This is a genomic window from Promicromonospora sukumoe 327MFSha3.1 (assembly GCF_000385135.1).
In the GTDB taxonomy this organism is placed as follows: Bacteria; Actinomycetota; Actinomycetes; order Actinomycetales; family Cellulomonadaceae; genus Promicromonospora; species Promicromonospora sukumoe_B.
Map to the genome: position 1 here is coordinate 1,830,190 of NZ_ARQM01000010.1, position 20,535 is coordinate 1,850,724.

16 protein-coding genes are annotated in these 20,535 nt (G+C 74.4%); 7 read left to right on the plus strand and 9 right to left on the minus strand.

What is annotated here, in order from left to right; translation table 11 throughout:
• Positions 1 to 256 precede the first annotated feature (256 nt).
• From H291_RS0111895 to H291_RS0111905, 3 genes are all read right to left on the minus strand, one after another.
• Positions 257 to 1,333 (minus strand): FUSC family protein, encoded by a 1,077-nt coding sequence (locus H291_RS0111895; protein WP_232216032.1) that lies wholly within the window; start codon positions 1,331 to 1,333, stop codon positions 257 to 259.
• 237 nt (positions 1,334 to 1,570) lie between these two features.
• A complete protein-coding gene (locus tag H291_RS0111900; protein ID WP_084467967.1) occupies positions 1,571 to 4,591 on the minus strand; it encodes a GH92 family glycosyl hydrolase in 3,021 nt (1,006 codons plus the stop codon).
• 129 nt (positions 4,592 to 4,720) lie between these two features.
• A complete protein-coding gene (locus H291_RS0111905; RefSeq protein ID WP_020015222.1) occupies positions 4,721 to 5,524 on the minus strand; it encodes an alpha/beta fold hydrolase in 804 nt (267 codons plus the stop codon).
• Positions 5,525 to 5,656: 132 nt separating this feature from the next.
• Here H291_RS0111905 and H291_RS0111910 point away from each other — a divergent pair, with 132 nt between their 5' ends.
• Positions 5,657 to 5,860, plus strand: a complete 204-nt coding sequence (locus H291_RS0111910; RefSeq protein WP_020015223.1) for a hypothetical protein — start codon at positions 5,657 to 5,659, stop codon at positions 5,858 to 5,860.
• 187 nt (positions 5,861 to 6,047) lie between these two features.
• Here H291_RS0111910 and H291_RS0111915 read toward each other — a convergent pair whose 3' ends face one another.
• Positions 6,048 to 6,845 carry a DUF899 family protein gene (locus tag H291_RS0111915; RefSeq protein WP_020015224.1) on the minus strand — a complete coding sequence of 266 codons (798 nt, stop codon included), beginning with the start codon at positions 6,843 to 6,845 and terminating at the stop codon, positions 6,048 to 6,050.
• A gap of 276 nt (positions 6,846 to 7,121) precedes the next feature.
• On the opposite strand from H291_RS0111915, the gene H291_RS0111920 reads away from it, so the two are divergent.
• Positions 7,122 to 8,063 carry a D-2-hydroxyacid dehydrogenase family protein gene (locus H291_RS0111920; RefSeq protein ID WP_020015225.1) on the plus strand — a complete coding sequence of 314 codons (942 nt, stop codon included), beginning with the start codon at positions 7,122 to 7,124 and terminating at the stop codon, positions 8,061 to 8,063.
• 42 nt (positions 8,064 to 8,105) lie between these two features.
• Here H291_RS0111920 and H291_RS0111925 read toward each other — a convergent pair whose 3' ends face one another.
• Positions 8,106 to 8,465 (minus strand): GntR family transcriptional regulator, encoded by a 360-nt coding sequence (locus tag H291_RS0111925; protein ID WP_020015226.1) that lies wholly within the window; start codon positions 8,463 to 8,465, stop codon positions 8,106 to 8,108.
• A gap of 137 nt (positions 8,466 to 8,602) precedes the next feature.
• Positions 8,603 to 9,040 (minus strand): VOC family protein, encoded by a 438-nt coding sequence (locus H291_RS0111930; protein ID WP_020015227.1) that lies wholly within the window; start codon positions 9,038 to 9,040, stop codon positions 8,603 to 8,605.
• A gap of 96 nt (positions 9,041 to 9,136) precedes the next feature.
• Here H291_RS0111930 and H291_RS32495 point away from each other — a divergent pair, with 96 nt between their 5' ends.
• From H291_RS32495 to H291_RS0111950, 3 genes are all read left to right on the plus strand, one after another.
• Complete coding sequence (locus tag H291_RS32495; RefSeq protein ID WP_157236827.1) at positions 9,137 to 10,162, plus strand: peptidoglycan recognition protein family protein; 1,026 nt, start codon at positions 9,137 to 9,139, stop codon at positions 10,160 to 10,162.
• A gap of 81 nt (positions 10,163 to 10,243) precedes the next feature.
• Entirely contained in the window at positions 10,244 to 11,197 is a 954-nt protein-coding gene (locus H291_RS0111945; protein WP_020015229.1) for a hypothetical protein, read from the plus strand.
• Positions 11,198 to 11,248: 51 nt separating this feature from the next.
• Positions 11,249 to 11,899 (plus strand): TetR/AcrR family transcriptional regulator, encoded by a 651-nt coding sequence (locus H291_RS0111950; protein WP_020015230.1) that lies wholly within the window; start codon positions 11,249 to 11,251, stop codon positions 11,897 to 11,899.
• Between the two features lie 64 nt (positions 11,900 to 11,963).
• Here H291_RS0111950 and H291_RS0111955 read toward each other — a convergent pair whose 3' ends face one another.
• Complete coding sequence (locus H291_RS0111955) at positions 11,964 to 14,321, minus strand: glycoside hydrolase family 3 C-terminal domain-containing protein (protein WP_020015231.1); 2,358 nt, start codon at positions 14,319 to 14,321, stop codon at positions 11,964 to 11,966.
• A gap of 145 nt (positions 14,322 to 14,466) precedes the next feature.
• On the opposite strand from H291_RS0111955, the gene H291_RS0111960 reads away from it, so the two are divergent.
• Both H291_RS0111960 and H291_RS0111965 read left to right on the plus strand, forming a co-directional pair.
• Positions 14,467 to 15,768 carry an MFS transporter gene (locus H291_RS0111960; RefSeq protein ID WP_020015232.1) on the plus strand — a complete coding sequence of 434 codons (1,302 nt, stop codon included), beginning with the start codon at positions 14,467 to 14,469 and terminating at the stop codon, positions 15,766 to 15,768.
• Entirely contained in the window at positions 15,765 to 17,669 is a 1,905-nt protein-coding gene (locus H291_RS0111965) for a glycoside hydrolase family 3 protein (protein WP_020015233.1), read from the plus strand. Before H291_RS0111960 ends, H291_RS0111965 begins: the two co-directional genes overlap by 4 nt.
• A 170-nt stretch (positions 17,670 to 17,839) precedes the next feature.
• On the opposite strand, the gene H291_RS0111970 is transcribed toward H291_RS0111965, so the two are convergent.
• Both H291_RS0111970 and H291_RS0111975 read right to left on the minus strand, forming a co-directional pair.
• A complete protein-coding gene (locus H291_RS0111970) occupies positions 17,840 to 18,916 on the minus strand; it encodes a hypothetical protein (RefSeq protein ID WP_157236828.1) in 1,077 nt (358 codons plus the stop codon).
• 116 nt (positions 18,917 to 19,032) lie between these two features.
• Positions 19,033 to 20,478 (minus strand): FAD/NAD(P)-binding protein, encoded by a 1,446-nt coding sequence (locus H291_RS0111975; RefSeq protein ID WP_020015235.1) that lies wholly within the window; start codon positions 20,476 to 20,478, stop codon positions 19,033 to 19,035.
• Between the last annotated feature and the right edge of the window lie 57 nt (positions 20,479 to 20,535).

Below are 20,535 nucleotides of genomic sequence, written 5' to 3' on the forward strand. Positions count from 1 at the left end.
GGCCCTAATTCACATTAACTACCGGCAAATACCACGTTATTGACCGATCTACATGGACGTCAAGCGGCTGGGGCGCGCCGGGGTGAAGTTCACCCCTTGCCAGGCGAGAATCATCCTGGACGAGGAATCGATCGCGTGATCTTACGTCCATCCGACCGGTTCTGTCGGCTTTTCTGCGTGGTGGGACGGCGGTCTGACGGCGTTCGTGCGGCGACCGGGCGACGGGTCCGACGGCGGGGGTCGTGCGGGGCCGGTGTCAGCCCTCGGCGTCCTGGCGGCGCTCGTGCGTGAGCAGGGTGATCACCACGGCCACGGCAACCCCCACGACGGTGTCCAGGGCACGGTCGCTGACCAGGCCGGACACCGGTACGGGATGCGCGAGGTGCGTCATCGACAGGGCGAGCGGCGTGATGAACAGCATGGCGAGCGCGTAGTTGCGGCCCACGTAGAGCTCGGCGCCGGCCTGCAGCAGCGCGGCGACCGCGATCACCACCAGCGGCGGCGGCGCGGCGGCCAGCAGGGCCCACGCGAGGAGCACGCCGACCAGCGTGCCCGCCAGGCGCTGGGCCGCGCGCAGGAGCCGCCCGGAGGCGTCCGGCGCCGACATCGGCACGACCGCGGCCACCATCGCCCAGTAGGGGTGCCCGATCGCCGTGGCGATCGCGCCCGCGACGGCGACACCGGCGGCGTAGCGCACCAGGTAGTGCGACAGGGTCCACTCGGGGCCGGGCGCGGGCGCCGGGGTTGTCGCGGGCAGGGGCGTGGCCTTCGGCACGGTGGCGGGCGCCGTCGTACCCGGGCCGCCCGGTTCGAACCGCGCGAAGCACGCCGTCAGCACCAGCGCGAACAGGGCCGCGGCGACCGCCACGGCCAGCGCGACCGCGAGCTGCTCGGGCCTCGCGGGCACCGACGAGCAGGCGCCCAGCGCGAACACGGGGAACAGCGGCCCGGGCGGGTGCCAGCGCAGCCGGTGGGACAGGATCGCGACGCCGGTGGCCCAGAGCGCGGCGACCGGCACGACCAGCCAGCCGGTGCCGGGGACGGCCGAGCCCAGGACGGCGAGCAGCGTGCCGACCAGCACGGACGCCACCAGCACGCCGCCCGCCTGGACCTGCGACACCAGGCGCGGCCGGATCGGCACGGTGCGGCCGAACAGGCTGGTGAACGCGCCGAACGTCGCGTAGAGCGACCACTCCAGGTGCCCCGTGGCCCACAGGACCAGCATCGGCACGGCCACCGAGGCCGCCGCTCGCAGCGCCACCGGGAGCTCCCCGCCGTACGGCCCCACGTGCACCATCCGGCGCAGGTGGGAGAGCAGGGGGCGCGAACTCATGACCTTTGCATCTTCCCACGCGACGGGGTGGGAAAACCCCACGTGCATCGGGAGGACAACCGCATGGTCCACCCGTGTCGCTCTGACCAGGATGGACGCATGGCCGAACCCGCGTCACCCACCTTGCTCACAGCCCCGTCGCTGCGCACCGGCGCCACCCGCCGAGCGGGATGACCATGCACCTGCTGCCAGAACCGGGTGGGTCCTGGCAGCAGGTGCATGGTCGGCGCGGCAGGGTCAGCCGGCCGGCGTCCCGGCCGGCACCGGTGCGGTCGCCACGTCGAAGACGTGCATGATGCCGCGGTCCGTCGAGGCGGGCAGCACCACGGCGTCGACCGTCCTGCCCGGGTCCAGCGCCACGGGAGCCGTCGCGAACACGCGGAACGTGCCCGTCCCGGCCGTGCCGTTGCGGTTGTTGCGGCCCTGCACCTCGACCAGCGTGGTGTTGCCCGCGCCGGGGCCCGCCGCCCAGTCCGTCAGCTCGACCTCGACCGGCTGGCGCGTTCCGTCCGTGTACTCGACGTACGCCGTCCCGCGCGCGGGGCCGTTCGTGGCCAGCCCGAGGAACGAGACCGCCGACGCCGGAGCGTCGTCCAGCTCGACCCGCTGACCTGCGACGATCCAGTTGTCCGGCTCGCCCGCTCCGGCGTCGGGCCACGTGAAGGCGACGCCCGTGTCCGCGCCGTCCACGCGCAGGGGCAGGCGCGCCCCCGGCGCGGCGCCCGCCGCCGTCAGCCCCTCGCGCGACAGCGACCAGTCGCTCAGGTCCATCGACCCGAGGTTCCCGCGGCCGTCGGGCGTGGTGCCCACGTTGTTTCGGCCGTCCATCTCCTCGGTGTACGACGGCGGGACGTCGTCCGCCCCGGTGCCCCACGTACCCGGCTCGTCGGACATCGTGAAGCGCAGCGTGCCGCCCTTGCGGGCGAACGACGCGTCGACGACGGACGAGGTCTGCGCGCGGCCGTCGACCCGCAGGCCCGTGGTGTACCGGCGCTCGCTGCTCGCTCCCGGCGCCACGATCTCGTAGTCGCGGCGGCTGTCGGCGGCGTCGATCGTGATGCGCTCCCACAGCGGGGCGCTGACCACCAGGTCCGCGGTGCCGTAGACCACGGGGTAGACGCCCAGGTTGGCCCAGACGTACCAGGCGCTCAGGCCGCCCTGGTCGTCGTTGCCGGGCAGGCCCGTCGGCGTCGTGTCGTACAGCTCGTCGACCGCGCGGTGCAGGACGTCCGTGGTCTTGTGCGGCTTGCCGAGCCAGTTGTAGACCCACGGGGAGCTGAAGGCCGGCTCGTTGCTGAGGTAGTTGCCGGTCTGGGTGTACGCGCCGGCGTCGAGGTCGGCCATGAGCACGTCGAGCGCCTGCTCGGCGGCCTGGGCACCGCCCCGCGCGGTGACGAGCGCGCCGACGTTGTGCGGCACCATCCAGCCGTACTGGTACCCGGTGGACTGGTTGAACTGGCCGCGGCCCGCCCCGTCGTCGCGCACGCGCAGGTCGAACGACCGGTCGAAGCCGGTGCGCTCGCGGGGCCGGATGTGCCTGGTCACGGGGTCGAACACGTTCTGCCAGGACTGGGCGCGGACCATGAGCGCGTCGTGGGCCGCGTCGTCGCCGAGGCGCTGCGCGAACTGCGCGATGGCGAAGTCCTCGACCGAGTACTCCAGCACGCGGGCCGTGGCGAAGTTGCCCTTGCGGTTCTCGATCATGCCCGTGGCGAGGTACTGGTACGCGTCCGGGCGGGTGCTGGCCTCGCCCGGCAGCGACTGGGTTGCCAGCAGGGAGTCGAGCGCGGCCTGACGGTCGTAGTCCGTGGCGCCGAAGTCGTCCATCGCGGCCAGCGCGATCGGGAGCGAGTCGGCCGCCATGCGGGCCTGCACCAGGTTGTAGGTCGGGCCGTCGTACCAGGTGCCCGTCTGCTGGGCCATCAGCACGATCGACTGCGCGATGTCCTCCGCGACCCTCGGGAAGGTCATCGCCAGGAGCTGGGCGTGGCCGCGGTAGAAGTCCCAGCCGGCGAAGTTCACGTAGAGGTGCCGGCCCTTCTCGACGCGGCGCACCGTGCCGTCGTAGCCGACGTACTGCCCGTTGACGTCCTCGAAGACGTTCGGCTGCTGCAGCACGTGGTACAGCGCCGTGTAGAGCTTGGTGCGCTCGGCGTCGGTGTCGGTGCCCGCGTCGGGGCCGTCGCCGCCGTCCACCTCGATGGTGCCGAGCGCCTCGCGCCAGTCGTTCCGGGCGGCGGCGCGGACGGCGTCGAAGCTCTTGTTCCGCACCTCCGTGACGCGGTTGAGCGCCGCGTTCTCGACGCTCGTGTAGCTCAGGCCGATGCGGGCCGTCACGGTGCTGCCCGGATCGAAGCCGAGCCAGGCGCCCGTGCCGTGCTTGGCCGTGGTGCCGGCCGCGTGGTCCTCGCCGGGCGTGACCGCGCCGTCGCCCCACACGCCGTGGGTCTTGATCGGCCGGTCGAACGTCGCGGAGAAGTGCACCGTGTAGTACGTGCCCTGGTTGCAGACGGCGCCCGCGGTGACCGTGCCGGTCACGGTGCGGCGCTGCGCGTCGACGGTGACCTCGCTGGCGCGGATCGAGTTGTTCGAGCCGGCGACGTCGAGCAGCAGGGTGGCGCCGTCGGCGTCCTCGGGGAACTCGAACCGGCTGACGGCGGTGCGCTGGGTGGCGGTGAGCTGCGTGGTCACGTCGTTGCCGGTGGTGACCTCGTAGAAGCCGGGCTCGGCACGCTCGTCGTCGTGGCTGAACGGGAGGTAGTAGTCCCGGATGTTCGCCGCCGGGTCCGTCGGCAGCTCGCCGTCGGGCAGGGCGCCGGTGAACGGCAGGACCGGGAAGTCGAACCCGCCGTAGTTGCCCGTGCAGCCCGTGCCCGACAGGCGGGTCATGCCGAAGCCGCGGATGCGGTCGGCGGTGTACTCGTACCCGCCCTTCTCGCCGTTGCTGCCCTCGCGGTACGTCGTGGGGCTGGACTGCACCAGGCCGAACGGCGCCGTCGCCCCCGGGAACGTGTTCCCGTAGGCGTCGTTGCTCTTGTTCTCCGTGGTGTCGAGCTCGGTGCCGATGAACTGGTCGACGGCGTCGAACGGCGTCAGCTCGCGGGAGTGTGCGGTCGGCCGCTGGGCCGGTGCCGGCTCTGCCGGGGCGGGCTGGGCCGCCGCGGACAGCGTGACGGCGGGGGTGAGCGCGAGGAGCGTCACCACCCCCGCCGCGAGCGCCGCCCGGTGTGGCGCTGGGCGCCACCTGGATGAGGACATGACTGGTTCCTGACGTGTCCGGGGAAGGGTCGGCTCAGTGTGTTGGCCGAGGTCTTCGCCCAGGTGAGCGCCGCACGGCCGCGGGGTGAACGGGCGGTGGCGGCCAGGCTGCCGCGTGCGGTGGCGGGGCTACCGCCGCAGGAAGTCGGTCACCACGGCGAGGAACTCGTCCGGGGCCTCGTCGTGCACCATGTGGCCGACCCGGATCTCGACGAGCCGGCCGCGGGCCACACCGGCGGCGAACTCCGCGAGGTCGGCCTGGTCCACGTTGCTCGTCGGGCCGCCCGCGACGACGAGCACGGGCGCCTCGATCCCCAGCGCGTCGTCCCACCAGGCCGGGTCGGGGTCGCCGCGCTGGGCGCGCAGCGCGTTGACGAGCGGCCAGTCGAACGGGACGGGGTGGTCCGGCTCGTCGAACGGCTCGAACCGCGGCCCGCCGGCGCGGGGCGGGGTGGCGTCCTCGAGGACGAGCCGGGTGACGGGGGGCGGGGTGGGGGTGGCCGGCTTGGTCGCGGGTGTGGTGGCGTTCAGGGTGGCGGTGACCAGTGCGGCGGTGACGGCGCCCATCGAGTGCCCGACGATCGCGAGTCCGCCCGGGGCGGTGACGTCGAGCGCGGCGCAGAACGCGAGGGTGTCCGCCGTCATCAGCTCGTACGAGTACTGCCCGGGCCGGTCGCTCTCGCCGTGGCCTCGCGCGTCGGGGGCCAGGACCCGGTAGCCGAGCGCCGCCAGGTCGTCGAGCAGGGGATCCCACGACAGCGAGCTCTCCCCGAGGGCGTGCAGCAGGAGCAGGACCGGGGCGGCGGGGTCCCCGGCCTCGCGGTAGGCGAGGCGCAGGCGGGTGGTCTCGGCGGGCGCGACGACGTCGTCGTGCCGGAGGGCTGCGTGGTGGATGTCGACGTGGCGGACCGGGTGCTGGGCTGCGGTGGTCATCCGCGCAAGTATGCCGAGCCCGCGACCGGCCGCTGACCAGCGGGAACAACCCGGCCCGAAAATCCGCTGACCGCGTAGCGCTCCGGCCGCTACGGTCGGGCGTCGCTGACGCACCGGACGGAGGTGAGACGCGTGAGAAGCAACAAGAAGGACCGCGCCCGGCACAAGCACGCGCTCCCGGCCGAGGCCGTGCGGGAGCGCGCGGAGCACGCCCGGTCGGGCGCGGCCGGGGTGCACACCGACCAGCAGGCCCGGGCCTACCGCACCGGCGCCACCAACCGCGTGGGCTCGCGCTCGGCCCGGGTCCGCGCCGCGATCCGCGCTGACGAGCGCTGACCGGCGCTGACCGGCGCTGACCGGCGCTGACCGGCGCCGAGCCTCCCGCGGGGCCCCGCCGAGCGGAGGTGCGCTTCTACCCAGTCATTTGGCCCGAAACACGGCTGATTCCGGGCCTAATGACTGGGTAGAAGCGCACATCGGCGACCCGCCCCGGCGGGGCGGCGGGGCGGCGGGGCGGCGGCCGTCAGTGGTCGTGGGGCGCGCCGGCCACCACGGGCGTCGCGCCCGGGCGGTTCCACTGCGCCGCCGGGCGGCCGCCCGACCAGCTGTTGCCGGCGCCGTCCTCGTCCGTGCGCCAGAACCAGCCCGGGACCTTGCCCTCCGGCCAGCCCTCGGGCGAGTCCTGCCAGGCCTCCAGGCGGCCGCGCGCCGTCATGTCGAGCAGCGCCAGCGCGGGCATCGTCGCCTCGGCCCCGCGGCCCGTCACGGAGTTGGTCAGGAACACCCGGTCGCGTGCACGTAGGAAGCACAGCCAGGTGCCGAACTCGCCGCCGCCCAGCACGTCCTCCGTCGTCTTCAGCACCGAGTACCAGTGCCGCGGGTACCCCATGAACTCCACGAACGGCGCGAGCTCCGCGTACGGCGCCTTCGCCACGACCGCGAACGAGACGCCGCGCGCGTTCAGGTACGCGGGGTCCTGCACCGCGAAATAGGTCAGCGTGCAGCCCTCGCACTGATTCTCGAACGGCTCGCCCGGGTGCCACATGTGCTTGTAGACGACCAGCTCCTCGCGGCCCGCGAACAGGTCCAGCAGCGTGACCGGGCCGTCCGGTCCGACGACGACGGCGCCCGCGTCGACCTCCGTCATCGGCAGCCGGCGCCGCGCCGCCGCGATCGCGTCGCCCTCGTGCGTGTGCGCCTTCTCCCGCACGAGCAGCTCGTCGCGGGCAGCCTGCCAGGCGGCCCGGTCGACGACGGGCGGCACGGCGGGCTCGCCGGCGACGCCGTCCGGGTCGGCGTGGTGCTGGGGTGTCGCGGTCATGGTGCGCTCCTTGTCCGAGGGGGACGGTCGACGCCCCGTCTCCGTGTCAGACGTACAGATCCCTCTGGTGATCCGTACGTCTGACACGGAGGCGGAACGTTTCCCTGGGTAGACGACGGGGCGCGCCGAAGGTCATCGGTCGGCCCTACCCGGACGACGAACGGGCCGGCTCCGGAACGACACCCACGCCGGAACGACACCGACGTCGGAACGACACCCACGCCGGAACGACACCCCCCGCCCCGCCCCCCGCACCGTGCGCCTAGGGTGGCCCGCATGCGCATCGCCGTCCTCGACGACTACCAGCAGGCCGCCCACCGCCTCGCCGACTGGGACAGCCTCGGCGCCGACGTCACCTTCCACGCCGAGCACCTCGCCGACCCCGCGGCGCTCGCGGACGCGCTGGCCGGGTGCGACGTCGTCGTCGCCATGCGGGAGCGGACACCCTTCGACGCCGCCACGCTCGACCTGCTGCCCGACCTGCGGCTCCTGGTGACGACCGGCCGCGCCAACGCGTCGATCGACCTGACCGCGGCCGCCGCGCGGGGCGTGGTGGTGTGCGGCACGGACTCGCCGTCGTCGGCCACGCCGGAGCTGACCTGGGCGCTGATCCTGGCCGTGGCGCGGCACCTGCCGCAGGAGGACGCTCGCCTGCGCGCGGGCGGCTGGCAGCACACGATCGGCACCGACCTGGCCGGGCGCACGCTCGGTGTGGTGGGGCTCGGCCGGCTGGGCACGCAGGTCGCGCGCGTCGGCGCGGCGTTCGGCATGGACGTCGTGGCCTGGAGCAGCAACCTGGACCCGGACGTCGCGGCCGAGCGCGGCGCACGGGCCGTTCCCAAGGACGAGCTGTTCGCGACGTCGGACGTCGTCACCGTGCACTACAAGCTGAGCCCGCGCAGCGTCGGCATCGTCGGGCGCGCGGACCTGGACCGGATGAAGCCGACCGCGATCCTGGTCAACACCTCGCGCGGGCCCCTGGTGGACACCGCCGCGCTGCTGGAGGCCCTGCACGCCGGCCGGATCGGCGGCGCCGGCCTGGACGTGTACGACGTCGAGCCCCTGCCCGCGGACGACCCGCTGCGCTCTGCCCCGCGAACCGTGCTGACGCCGCACCTCGGCTACGTCACGGAGGACACGTACGCCACGTTCTTCCCGCAGGTCGTCGAGGACGTCGCGGCCTGGGCGGCGGGGAGCCCGGTACGGCTGCTCGGCTGAACGGACGGCGGACAGGCCGGCCCGCCAACCGGGTCGGTACGGCTAGCGCAGCGCCGCCGAGACGATCTCCAGGGCCTCGGCCCGGCTGATCCCGAGCGCGCGGGCCGTCTCGGCGTACTGCGCCGCGGCGTCCTGGGCCAGGGCGAGGCGCTGGTTCCCCGCCGCGCTGACGAAGGTCCCGGCACGGCCACGGGTCTCGACCAGCCCGGCGGCCTCCAGCTCGCGGTAGGCGCGGGCCACGGTGTTGACGGCGATCCCGAGGTCGGCGGCGAGCGCCCGCACGGTCGGCAGGCGGGTGCCGACGGGCAGCGTCCGGTCCGCCATCTGCTGCGCGAGCCCAGTGCGCACCTGCTCGAACGGCGGGACGGAGGACTCGGCGTCGATGCTGATCACGCCCGCCACAGTACAAGCGCGGCCCCGCATCGACCGGACGAACGGGAGGCGGCCGCCGTGCCTCCCGCTCGCACGACCTGCTCAGACGGCCCGCTCAGCCGACCCGCTCGGACGAACTGCTCGCACGAACCCCTCACTCGAACCCCTCACACGACGCAGAGCTCGTTGCCCTCCGGGTCGCGCATCGTGACGTGGTCCAGCCCGGCCGGTCCGGGAGACTCCCAGGCGACGGTGCCGCCCGCCGCGACCAGCTCGGCGACCTTGGCGCGGATGCGCTCCTCACGCAGCGCGGGCGCCACGTCCCGCCCGCCGGAGACCTGCAGGTCGAGGTGCACCCGGTTCTTGACGGTCTTGGGTTCCGGCACGCGCAGGAGCGACAGGTTCGGCAGCCTGTCCTCGGGGTCGTAGAGGTAGGCGCCGTCGTGCCACTCCTCCTCAGGCACGCCCTGCGCGGCCATCCAGGCGTCCCACGAGTCCCAGCCCGACGGCGGGGGCCGCTCGACGTAGCCGAGGGCGAGCATCCAGAACGCCGCCACCGAGGGGGCGTCGGCGCAGTCCATCGTGAGGGTCCAGTCGGTGGCCATACGTGCAGGTTAGGGGGTCGCCTCACCCACCGCGCGGTGGTAGACATGTACGACATAGGCGGAACGTGACTTCGTGACCTGGCTCGAGGGGGAACCGTGACTGAGGTGTACGAGATCAAGGGTGAGGACGGGACGGTGCTCGAGGTGCTAGCCGCCGACGACGAGCCGCAGGGCGAGGCGGCCGAGCCCTACACCACCCCCGAGCCCGCCGAGACACCCGAACCCGAGCCCGTCGAGCCCACCGCCACGGTGAGCATCGCGTCGCGCGCGTCCTGGGGCGCGCGGTACCCCGACGGCGACCTGACGCTGACCGGCCCCGCCGTCGAGGTCTGGGTGCACCACTCGGTCACCGCGCAGCTCTCGTCCGACGCCACCGTCGCCGCCGAGGCGGAGCAGATGCGGGCGCTGGAGAGCGTGGGCCAGACCCGCTTCGGCACCGGCATCTCGTACAACGTCGTGATCTTCCCCTCCGGCCGGGCCTACCAGGGCGTGAGCTGGAACCGCCGCGGCACCCACACCGGCGGCCGCAACAGCACCTCGCGGTCCATCTGCTTCGCCGGCAACTACGAGGCCAACAACCCCACCGCCGCCCAGATCTCCACCGCGGCCGCCATCTACGGCTACGGCAAGGACCGCTGGTGGACCCGGGGCGCGCCGCTCGGCGGCCACCGCGACGTCTCCCAGACCGCGTGCCCCGGCCGCAACCTCTACGCGCGGCTCGACGACATCCGCGCCGGCGAGGGCTCGACGCCGCCCAGCCCGGGGGAGCCCGGCGGCCTGATCGTCGACGGCTTCTGGGGCTCGTCCACCACGCGCCGCCTCCAGCAGGAGCTCGGCACCCCGGTCGACGGCGTCGTCTCCTCGCAGAGCGTGGTCTGGCGCGACGTGAACCCCGGCCTGACCACGGGCTGGCGCTGGGTCTCCGACGCCCAGGGCTCCCGGGTGATCGCCGCCCTGCAGCGCAAGATCGGCATGGCGTCCGGCGACCGCGACGGGAAGATCGGCCCGGAGACCATCCGCGCCCTCCAGCGCTACCTGGGCACGCGGGTCGACGGCGTCATCTCGCGCGACTCCAGCGCCGTCATGGCCCTGCAGCGCCGGCTCAACGACGGCCGCGTCTAGCACCTGACCCGGCCCGGGCGGAGCGTCGCGCCCGGGCCGGTCACGGGCGCCGCTCGCCTGATCACGGCTAGTCTCGCGTCCATGACCGACGCCGCCCAGCGCCCCGCACCCGACCAGCCCACCGGCCGCCCCGCGCCCGACCCGATCCCGCTCGGCTCCGCGCCGCGGCCCGCCCTCGGCGCCGACCTCGAGGCCCGGATCCGCGCGACGCTCGCGGACGAGGTCGGTGGCCAGGCCCTGGGGCTGGACCGCGCGCCGATCACGGCGGAGCTCGACGGCGCCGACATCACCTCCGCGGTCATCGACCTGTCGGGCGTCGTCGTGCGCCTGCCCGAGGCCGCCACCCAGCCCGCCCAGCCCACCTACCCGGCCCAGGCCGGCCACCCCGCCCAGCCCGCGTCCGACGACAAGCGCTGGCGCCCCGAGGTGGTCCGGCGCGAGCCCGGGAACCTGCACCACCTGCGCCTCGACGCGCACCAGCTCGTCGCGGTGGACCTGCCCGTGGACATCACCGCGGAGCTCACCGACCTGCGGTTCGACTGGGTCGAGGGCGCCGACGGCCGCGTCGGCATCCAGCCCGTCGAGCCCGACGCGGACCACCCGGTCTCCGGCCACGCCCGCGTCGCGGTCGACAAGGCGGGCCTGGTCGCGACCGTGCGCGGCGTGGCCGCCGTCGTGCTGCTGCAGCAGGGGATCACGCTGACGGCGCTGGACCTCGACGTCGTCTCCCAGGGGCCGCGCGCGGCCACGCTCCGGATCGACGCCGCGATCAAGAAGGGCATCTTCCTGTCGGCCCGGGTGCAGGCCACGGCGTCGGTCAGCATCGACGAGAACCTGGTGCTGGCGGTGCGTGACGTGCAGCTCAACAGCGGCAACCCGATCGTCGCCGCGCTGCTCGGCACCGTGCGCGGCAAGGTCGAGGCCGCCACGAGCCGCGACATCGACCTCGCCGAGAAGCTGCCGGACGGCGTCCGCATCGCCGACGTGCGCCTCGACGTCGGCGCACAGCTCGTGGCCAGCGCGCGCCTCGCCTGACCCGAACCCTCTGAGTCCGTCGCGCGGCCCAGGCCGGGGTAGTTTGGGCGCATGTCCGTGAGCGCTCAGACCGGCCCGTCCACCAGGACCGGCGCCTCCACCACCGGCCAGCGTGGTGGGTACGCCAAGGGCCGCGCGACGCAGCAGGAGATCATCCGCACGGCGATCCTCGTGTTCGCCGACGTCGGCTTCCACGGCGCCTCCCTGCGGGACATCGCGGCCCGGGTCGGCATCTCGCACCCGGGCCTGCTGCACCACTTCCCGAACAAGGCCGCCCTGCTGGAGGCCGTGCTGGAGTACCGCGACGCGGTCGACGAGCAGTCCTTCCAAGAGGACATGGAGCGCGGCTCGGACTACTTCGAGGCGCTGCTGCACCTCGTGGAGCGCAACCGGGTGCGCCGGCCGCTGGTCGAGCTGTTCGCGGGCCTGTCCACCGAGGCGACCTCCCCGGACCACCCCGCGCACGAGTACTTCCGCCGCCGCTACAAGAGGGTGCTGGACGAGCAGTCGCAGCTCCTGCGGGAGCGGGCCGCGCGCGGCGGCCTCGCCCCCGGGGTGGATCCGGACCAGGCGGCGCGCACCGTGGTGGCGCTCATGGACGGGTTGCAGGTGCAGTGGCTGCTGTCCCTGGACCGGCCCGCCGCCGAGCGCGTGGACATGGCCGCCGACCTGCGCGGTTACCTGGACCTCATCCTGCGCTGACTGATCCTGCGCTGAGAGCGCCGGACCGGCGCCGGGCTCTTCCCCGAGCCCGGCGCCGGAACCGTCAGCCGTTCGCCTCGGCCAGCAGCGCCGCCAGGCCGGCGCGGTCGAACCCGCCCATGCCGAAGTCGGCGATGACGGTGAGCGGCATGTCGCCGATCATCCCGAGCATGTCGTCGGCCACGCCGCCGCCGTGCACCAGGGCCTCGATCCGCGGCCCGACGACGGGGTGGCCCATCGCCTCGGCCACGGTGGACAGCGGCTCCAGCGGCAGGCGCACGTCCTCGCCGTCGACCACGACGGTGGCCGAGCCCCGCAGGTCGCGCGACGACGCGCCCACGGCGACCTCGAACTCGCCGCCCTCGACCACCCAGCGGCGCAGCACGGGGTGCCAGTAGGCCAGGTCGCGGCCGGTGAGGTCGAACGTGACCTCGCGGGACTCGCCCGGCGCGAGGTCGACCTTGGCGAACGCCTTGAGCTCGCGCTCGGGGCGCTGCACCTGCGCGGCCGGGTCGGCCACGTACGCCTGCACCACCTCGGCGCCCTGCCGGTCACCGGTGTTGGTCACGGTCACGCGCACGCGCACCGCGGCCTCGTCGTCCGCCACGGCGTCCGTGCGCAGCACCTCGGCGGCGACGCCGGAGTAGGCGAACGTCGTGTACGACAGGCCGTGCCCGAACGGGTAGGCGACGTCCGCCCGCCGCGCGTCGTACCAGCGGTAGCCCACCAGCAGGCCCTCGCCGTACCGCACGTGGCCCAGCTCGCCCGGGAAGTTGCCGTAGGACGGGTTGTCCTCCAGTCGCAGCGGGATCGTCTCGGCCAGGCGCCCGGCCGGGTTGACCGCGCCGAGCAGCACGTCGACGACGCCGGAGCCGCCGGCCTGGCCGCCGAGCCAGCCCTCGACCACGGCCGGGGCGAGGTGCTGCCAGCCGGCCACCGAGACGGCCGAGCCGTTCGCCAGCACGACGACGACGCGGGAGCTGACCGCCGCGACCGCCTCCAGCAGCGCGAGCTGCTCGGCAGGGAGGTCCATGTGCGCGCGGTCGAAGCCCTCGGACTCGTACGAGGCGGGCAGTCCGAGGAAGACCAGCACGGTCCCGGCGGCGCCGGCCACCGCGACCGCCTCGTCGCGCAGGGCGGCCTGGTCCGTGCCGGAGCCCGCGTCGGCGCCGTCGACCGTGTAGCCCGCCGCGAACGGCACCTCGGCGCCCGTCGCGGTGCGCAGCGCGGACAGCGCGTCGTCGAGCCGCGTGGGGTTGACCTGGGAGGATCCCGCGCCCTGGTAGCGCGGCGTCCGGGCCAGCTCGCCGATCACGGCGACCCCCTCGCCCGACGCCAGCGGCAGCAGCGGGGCGCCGTCCGCCGGCTCGTTCTTCAGGAGCACCGTGCCCGCGGCCGCGGCCTCGCGGGCCAGGGTGTGGTGGGCGTCGGCGTCGAAGCCCTCGCCGGAGGCCCTCGCGGCGTCCAGCGCGGGCAGCGAGCGCGCCACCAGGTGGAGCACGCGGCGGGCCGCGACGTCGACCACGGCCTCGTCGAGCTCACCGGCGCGGACGGCGGCGACCACCTCGGCGTCGGTCCGGCCGCCCGAGGCGGGCATCTCCAGGTCGAGCCCGGCGGCGACGGCGGCGACGCGGTCGCGCACGGCGCCCCAGTCGGAGACCACGAGGCCCGCGAAGCCCCACTCGTCGCGCAGCACCTCGGTCAGCAGCCAGTGGTTCTGCGACGCGTAGACGTCGTTGATCTTGTTGTACGAGCACATGACGGTCCACGGCTGCGCCCGCTTGACGACCCGCTCGAACCCGGGCAGGTAGATCTCGCGCAGGGTGCGCTCGTCGACGTCGGCCGAGACGCGCATGCGGTCGGCCTCCTGGTTGTTGGCCGCGAAGTGCTTGAGCGACGTGCCGACGCCCTGGGACTGGATGCCGGCCACGAGGGCCGCGCCGAGCTCGCCCGAGATCACCGGGTCCTCGGAGAGGTACTCGAAGTTGCGCCCGTTCAGGGGCGAGCGCTTGATGTTGATGCCGGGGCCGAGCAGCACGGCGACGTCGTTGACGCGCGTCTCGCGGCCCAGGGCCTCGCCCACGCGGCGCAGCAGGGCGGGGTCCCACGTGGAGCCGAGCGTGGCCGCGGGCGGGAAGCACGTGGCGGGCACCGAGGTGCCGAGCCCGAGGTGGTCGGGGGACTCGGCCTGCTTGCGCAGGCCGTGGGGGCCGTCGGTGACCATGACGCCGGGGACGGTGACCTCGGGCCGGTCGACGGGCTGGGTGGTCCAGAAGTCCAGGCCCGACAGCAGGGCGGCCTTCTCCTCGAGCGTGAGGGCGGCCAGCGCGTGCTCGACGTCGAACGCGCGACCCGGCGTCGCGGGCGAGATCTGGCGCGATCCTGCGGCTGCCGGCGTCTCGGTGGTCTCCTCGATGGTCATGGGTGCACTCCTTGGGCTGGACTGTTGCGCTGCAAACCTACCGAGTGGTAGAAATTCAAAAACTACCACCCGGTAGCCGTTGGCGACAGCGGCCCGCCGGGAGCCCGACCAGCCGGGGCAGAGCTGCCCCACCCAGGAGTCCTCCATGGCAACCCTCGATGCGCGTCCCGCGCAGCACGACCCCGCCGTCGCCGCGCCTCGCCGCGCGGGCGGCACCGGCCTCGTCATCGCCTACGTGGCCGCGTTCTTCGCGCTCTACGTGGCGCTCCTGACGCCGGTGATCAGCACGCTGGCGCTGCGCGTCAGCGCCCTGTCCACGCCGGAGTCCCGCGCGGCCGACCTGGCGCTGGTGACCGGCGTCGGCGCGTTCTTCGCGTTCGTGGCCAACCCGCTCGCGGGCGCCCTGTCCGACCGCACCACGTCCCGCCTCGGCATGCGCCGCCCCTGGCTGCTGTGGGGCGTGCTGCTCGGCTCGGCCGGCATCGCGATCATCGCGCTCGCGCCCAACATCGCCGTCGTCGCGATCGGCTGGGCCGTCGCGCAGACGGCGTTCAACGGCACCCAGGCGGCGCTGCAGGCTCTGCTGCCCGACCAGGTCGAGGAGCGCCTGCGGGCCCGCGTCTCCGGCTGGCTCGGCATCGCGCAGAACCTCGCGCCCCTGGCCGGCATCGGCATCGCGGCCTGGCTGACGGCGTCCGGTGCCGGCTCGGCCTGGCTGTTCCTGCTGCCCACCGCGCTGGCCATCGCGGGCGTGCTGGCCCTGGTCGCCGTCCTCAAGGACCGCCGCCTGGACCCCGCCGACGTCGAGCCGTTCCACCTGGGCCGCTTCCTCGGCGGGTTCTGGGTCTCGCCGCGCAAGCACCCCGACTTCGGCTGGGCCTTCGCCGGCCGCTTCCTGCTGCTGTTCGGCTTCGCGCTCTACAACAGCTACCAGGTCTACTTCCTGCAGGACCGCTTCGGCATGGACGAGCCGACGGCGCTCGGCTGGCAGCTGCGCCTGATGGTGCTCCAGGCCGCCGTGCTGCTCCTGGCGGGCTCGGTCGGCGGCTCGCTGTCGGACCGCACCGGCCGCCGCAAGGTGTTCGTGATCATCTCCACCGTGCTGGCGGGCGCCGGCCTGCTCGTCTTCGCCTTCGCGGGCGCGCCGGAGCACCTGTACCTGGGTGCCGGCCTGTTCGGCGCGGGCCTGGGGGCGTACTTCGCCGTCGACCTGGCGCTCGTGACCGACGTGCTGCCCAACAAGGACACCGAGGCCGCCAAGAACATGGGCGTCTTCAACATCGCCAACGCACTGCCGCAGTCGCTCGCCCCGGCCATGGCCCCGGCGCTGCTCGCGATCGGCCCGGCCTCCGGGGCGGGCGGCAACTACACCGCGCTGTTCCTGGTGGGTGCGCTGGTGGCCGTCGTCGGCGCCGTGAGCACCATGTTCATCCGGGGTGCGCGGTGACGGCGACCGAGGCGGGCCGCGAGGTAGGGCCGGAGCCGGTGCCCGAGGCGGAGCCGTACCGCGACCCCGCGCTGCCCGTCGCCGAGCGGGTCGCCGACCTGCTGGGGCGCATGACCCTGGCCGAGAAGGCCGGGCAGATGTTCCAGACCATGGTCGAGGTCGGCCCGGGCGGCAGCCTCGCCGACGCGCCGTCCGACCACGGCATGCCGGGCACGTCCGACCTGGTCGTGGAGCGGCACATGACGCACCTCAACGTGCTCGCCGCGCCGCCGACCGCCCGCGAGTTCGCCGTCTGGCACAACCGCCTGCAGCGGCTCGCCGCGGACACCCGGCTGGGCATCCCCGTGACCGTGGCCTCCGACCCGAGGCACTCGTTCACCGACAACCCGGGCGCCGCCCTGCTGTCGGGGCCGTTCTCGCAGTGGCCCGAGACCCTGGGCCTGGCCGCGACCCGCGACGAGCTGCTGGTCGAGGAGCACGGCGACGCCGCCCGCCAGGAGTACCTCGCCGTCGGCATACGGACGGCGCTGCACCCGCAGGTCGACCTCGTCACCGAGCCCCGCTGGGCCCGCGGCGGGGGCACCTTCGGTGAGGACGCCGACCTCACCGGGCGCCTCGGCGCCGCCTACGTGCGCGGCCTGCAGGCGGGCGGCGACGTCGCGCGTGCGGCCGGGCTGGACGGCGCGTTCGGGCCGGCGAGCGTCTCCACGATGACGAAGCACTTCCCGGGCGGCGGCCCGCAGCTCGACGGCGAGGACCCGCACTTCGCCTACGGTCGCGAGCAGGTCTACCCGGGCGACCGGTTCGACCTGCACCTGGAGCCGTTCAAGGCGCTGCTCGCCGCCGGGACGCGGCAAATGATGCCGTACTACGGCATGCCGGTGGGGCTCCGCGCGGACCTCGGCTCCGGGCCCGAGGACGTCGAGCAGGTCGGCTTCGGCTTCAACCGCGGCGTGCTGACCCGGCTGCTGCGCGAGCACCTCGGCTTCGACGGCATCATCTGCACCGACTGGGGCCTGGTGACCGACGTCGAGATGTTCGGCCTCCCGTTCCCGGCCCGCGCCTGGGGCGTGGAGCACCTCAGCCCCCTGGAGCGGGTCGCGAAGATCCTGGACGCCGGCGCCGACCAGCTCGGCGGGGAAGCCTGCCCCGAGCACGTCGTCGAGCTCGTCGCGTCCGGCCGGGTGCCCGAGGAGCGGATCGACGCCTCCGTGCGGCGCCTGCTGACCGAGAAGTTCGAGCTCGGGCTGTTCGACGAGCACCGGTACGTGGACGAGGACGCCGCCGCCGTCGTCGTCGGGCGGGCCGACCTGGTCGCCGCCGGGCGGCGGGCGCAGTCCCGGTCGGTGACGGTGCTGCGCAACGCAGGCAGGGGAGCGGCGGGTCTGCCGCTCGCGCCGGGCCTGCGCCTGTACGCGGAGGGTGTGCCCGACGGCGAGGTGGCCGGGTTCCGGCGCGTCGCCACCCCGGCGGAGGCCGACGTCGCGCTGCTGCGCCTCGAGGCGCCGTACGAGGAGCGCGGCCCGGGCTTCGAGAGCTTCTTCCACGCGGGGTCGCTCGAGTTCGCCGACGACGTCGTGGCCCACGTCGCCGAGGTGGCCGCCGCGGTGCCCACCGTGGTGGACGTGCACCTGGACCGGCCTGCGGTCCTGACGCCGCTGCTGCCGCACGCGGACACCCTGGTCGTCACGTTCGGCGTGGGCACGCCCGCGCTGCTCGACGCGCTGACCGGGACGGTGCCGCCCGAGGGCCGGCTGCCGTTCGACCTGCCGCGGTCCGCCGCCGCGGTCGAGGCGTCCCGCAGCGACGTCCCGTTCGACACGGCCGACCCGCTGTTCCGCTTCGGCGCCGGCGAGGGGCTGGACACGGAGGGCGACACGGAGGGCGACACTGCGGCGTGACGGGCCGGAGACCCTCAACCTCGGCCTGAGGCTGAGCCACGGGCAACCCTCAACATCAGGTTGAACCTGAGGCCCGCGGTGTCCGGCTCCCGGTGTTGACCACAGCAGTTCCTGCCACGAGAGCCCCTCTGCCGGCAGGAACCGCTGTGCTCAACACCCGGGAGTCGTCGTCAGAACGGGTTGGTGACGTACGTGCGGTTCAGCGGCTCCGGGATGGTGAAGTAGCTCGCCGACAAGCCCGCCGGGTCCGTCGCCAGGGCGCCTCGGCCAGGGGTGTCGTCGCCGTCGTCCCAGCCCCACGGGGCGTTCGCGGAGTTCTGCGTGCACGAGATGCCGCCGTCGCCGCACGAGCCGGAGGTGTCGCCCGCGAACGTGCCCGCGCTCGCGAAGAGCTGGGAGTTGTCGCGCTGCGCCCACAAGCCGCCGGGCGCGTGGACGTCCACGAGGCGGTAGGACACGTCCCGGTCGTCCGGGTGCTCGGGCACCTCGGCGCGGCCCGCCGGGTAGTAGATGACGCCGTCGCCCTTGATGTCGTAGCCGGGGCGCGCCTTGAGCCCGTGGCCCTTGGCCTCCTGGGCGGTGACCGGGTGGCTCAGGCCGTCGTGCGGGCTGGTGGCCATCTGCAGGGTGCCGTCGACGGTCTCGGCGCCCGCGCCCCAGGTGCTGCCCTGCGGCGTGTACGAGTAGAAGTCGCTGTGTGCCACGGTGACGGCGCCGCGGAGCACCCCGTAGGCCGAGCCGTCCTTCTGGACGGCCACCATGACACCCTCGGCGTCGTTCTCGTGCTCGGTGTCGAAGATCGAGTCCGACCAGTCGCGCGGGTGGAAGAACATGTACGTCACGAACCAGTGGCTCGACGTCTCCATGACCGAGTAGTAGGCCGTGGCCGCCAGCGGGTGGCTGCCGGTGTTCTCCCAGTTGTTGCGGGCGTCGAGGTCGCCGTCGAAGTCGTAGGCGGCGAGGTAGTCCGAGCGGCCACCCAGGGCGTTGGTGCCGGTCTGGTCGACGTCCTGGTAGTGGATGGGCGCCCAGCGCTGCGCCAGGTCGGCATCGCTCACGGCCGCCACGACGGCGGGCGCGATGGCAGGCGCGGCAGTGGCGGGCACAGGTGCGGCGGGCACGGCCGCGGCGGCGCCTGCCGTCGCGATGCCCAGGGAGACCACGGCCGCCGTCGTGCCCGCGAGCGTGCGGGTGCGTGCGGGGGTCAGCGTGCGGGAAGAACGGTGCGTCAGTGCAGGTCCAGGCATGTTCCCTCGTCCCGGTCGATCCGACAGGTGGGTGTTCGAGGGAAGACTCCACCCCCCGCGTTGCCGCAGGGCAACCGCCGCATGGCAGCCGGATGACGATCCGGCGCCGGCGACGCCTAGCCCAGGAGGTCGTCCGCGAGCTGCGCGGCCTGCCGCCGCAGGTCCGGCACCGACGTGCACTCCCACTCCAGGCCGCGCCGCGCCAGCCCCATCGCGCGCAGCCGCGGGTGCCCGACGCCGGCGGTGTCGACCAGGGCGGCGTCCGCCGTCAGGTCGAGGCCGGTGCCGAGCCGGTGGGGTCGCACCAGGCCGCGCGCCAGCAGGGCGTCCACCAGCGGGTTCCAGCCCGGGGAGGTCAGCGCTGGCAGCCCCGTGGCGCCCACGACCAGGTCGAACGCGGAGGTGTCCCAGCCGTCTCCGGCTCCGGGGTGGGCGCCCCGGACCTCGGCCACGGTGCCCAGGGTGAGCACGCCGTCGGCGCGGAGCTGGTCGACGTGGCTGCGCATCGCGTGCGACATCCGGTGCCGCACGTTCTCCCACGAGCGCGCGTGCTCGCGCTGGAACGTCGCCTGCTCCTCCGGCGTGAGCCCGGCCCAGGCCAGGTTGACCTGGGGGCGGACGGCGTCGATCACCGCGCGCCAGTCGCGCCCCGCCGCCCGCTCGTCCGCGACGCGCTGCCGTACCTGGTCGACGGCGCCAGCGAGGGTGCCGACGGGCGTGCCTGTTGGGCTACCGGTGGGACGGACGTCGAGGTCGACCTCGACGGCAGGCGGCAGCGGGTCCTTCGCGTGCGCCGCGGGCAGGGCGCCGCCCCGGGAGACGGCGGTGAACGTCGCCTGCGGCAGCAGGGCGTGCAGGTGTGCGACGACGTCGAGCGTCGTCAGGCCCGTGCCCACGACCAGGACCCGGCGGGCTCCGGCGGCCCGGTCGTCCAGGTCCGGCGACCACGGGTCGGCGACGTACCGGTCGCCCCACGGCTCGTACTCCGGCAGCCGCACCGGCGGCGGGGTGCCGAGCGCGAGGACGGCGGCGTCGGCGCGCAGGGTGCCGCCGTCGGCCAGGGTAAGCAGGACGCCGGGGGCGTCCGCCGGGTCAGGGCCCTCGAGGGCGCCGCCCCCGACCCCGCCGTCCGTGGCCCGCGCGCCGTCCGCGACACCCGCGCCGTCCCCGATCTCGGTGACGTCCACCACGGTGCCCCGCACGTGCCGCACCTCGGACCCCGCGGGCACCGGCACGCCGTCCAGCAGCTCGGTGAGGTACCGCCCGAAGTCGGCGCGCTGGAGGAAGGTGCCCGGCTCCGCGGGCACCCCGGCGCTCGCGCACCAGCGCAGCAGGTGCTCGGGGTCGTCGTCGAACGCGCTGAGGCGCGCGACCACGGCGTTGAGGGTGTGCCGGGGGTCGGTGGTCCGGTAGGGGAGGCCGCGGCCGGGTGTCTCCGCGGGATCGACCAGCACGACCCGCACGGACCGCTCGGGCCCGAAGGGCGCGGCCGCACGCAGGAGGTGGGCCGAGAGGATGACGCCGGCGGCGCCGCCGCCGATCACGGCGATGGTCCGCTGCATGGCCCGAGGATAACGGCTCGGACCAGGGCCGATGTATTACCGCGCATCGGACATGAG

What these genes read in the sequence shown, in the direction of transcription:
- H291_RS0111945 (WP_020015229.1), top strand. Translation starts at nt 10,244, where the DNA reads ATGACCGACGCCGCCCAGCGCCCCGCACCCGACCAGCCCACCGGCCGC.
- H291_RS0111920 (WP_020015225.1), top strand. Translation starts at nt 7,122, where the DNA reads ATGCGCATCGCCGTCCTCGACGACTACCAGCAGGCCGCCCACCGCCTC.
- H291_RS0111900 (WP_084467967.1), bottom strand. Translation starts at nt 4,591, where the DNA reads ATGTCCTCATCCAGGTGGCGCCCAGCGCCACACCGGGCGGCGCTCGCG.
- H291_RS0111950 (WP_020015230.1), top strand. Translation starts at nt 11,249, where the DNA reads ATGTCCGTGAGCGCTCAGACCGGCCCGTCCACCAGGACCGGCGCCTCC.
- H291_RS0111915 (WP_020015224.1), bottom strand. Translation starts at nt 6,845, where the DNA reads ATGACCGCGACACCCCAGCACCACGCCGACCCGGACGGCGTCGCCGGC.
- H291_RS0111970 (WP_157236828.1), bottom strand. Translation starts at nt 18,916, where the DNA reads ATGCCTGGACCTGCACTGACGCACCGTTCTTCCCGCACGCTGACCCCC.
- H291_RS0111955 (WP_020015231.1), bottom strand. Translation starts at nt 14,321, where the DNA reads ATGACCATCGAGGAGACCACCGAGACGCCGGCAGCCGCAGGATCGCGC.
- H291_RS0111895 (WP_232216032.1), bottom strand. Translation starts at nt 1,333, where the DNA reads ATGAGTTCGCGCCCCCTGCTCTCCCACCTGCGCCGGATGGTGCACGTG.
- H291_RS0111905 (WP_020015222.1), bottom strand. Translation starts at nt 5,524, where the DNA reads ATGACCACCGCAGCCCAGCACCCGGTCCGCCACGTCGACATCCACCAC.
- H291_RS0111975 (WP_020015235.1), bottom strand. Translation starts at nt 20,478, where the DNA reads ATGCAGCGGACCATCGCCGTGATCGGCGGCGGCGCCGCCGGCGTCATC.
- H291_RS0111960 (WP_020015232.1), top strand. Translation starts at nt 14,467, where the DNA reads ATGGCAACCCTCGATGCGCGTCCCGCGCAGCACGACCCCGCCGTCGCC.
- H291_RS0111930 (WP_020015227.1), bottom strand. Translation starts at nt 9,040, where the DNA reads ATGGCCACCGACTGGACCCTCACGATGGACTGCGCCGACGCCCCCTCG.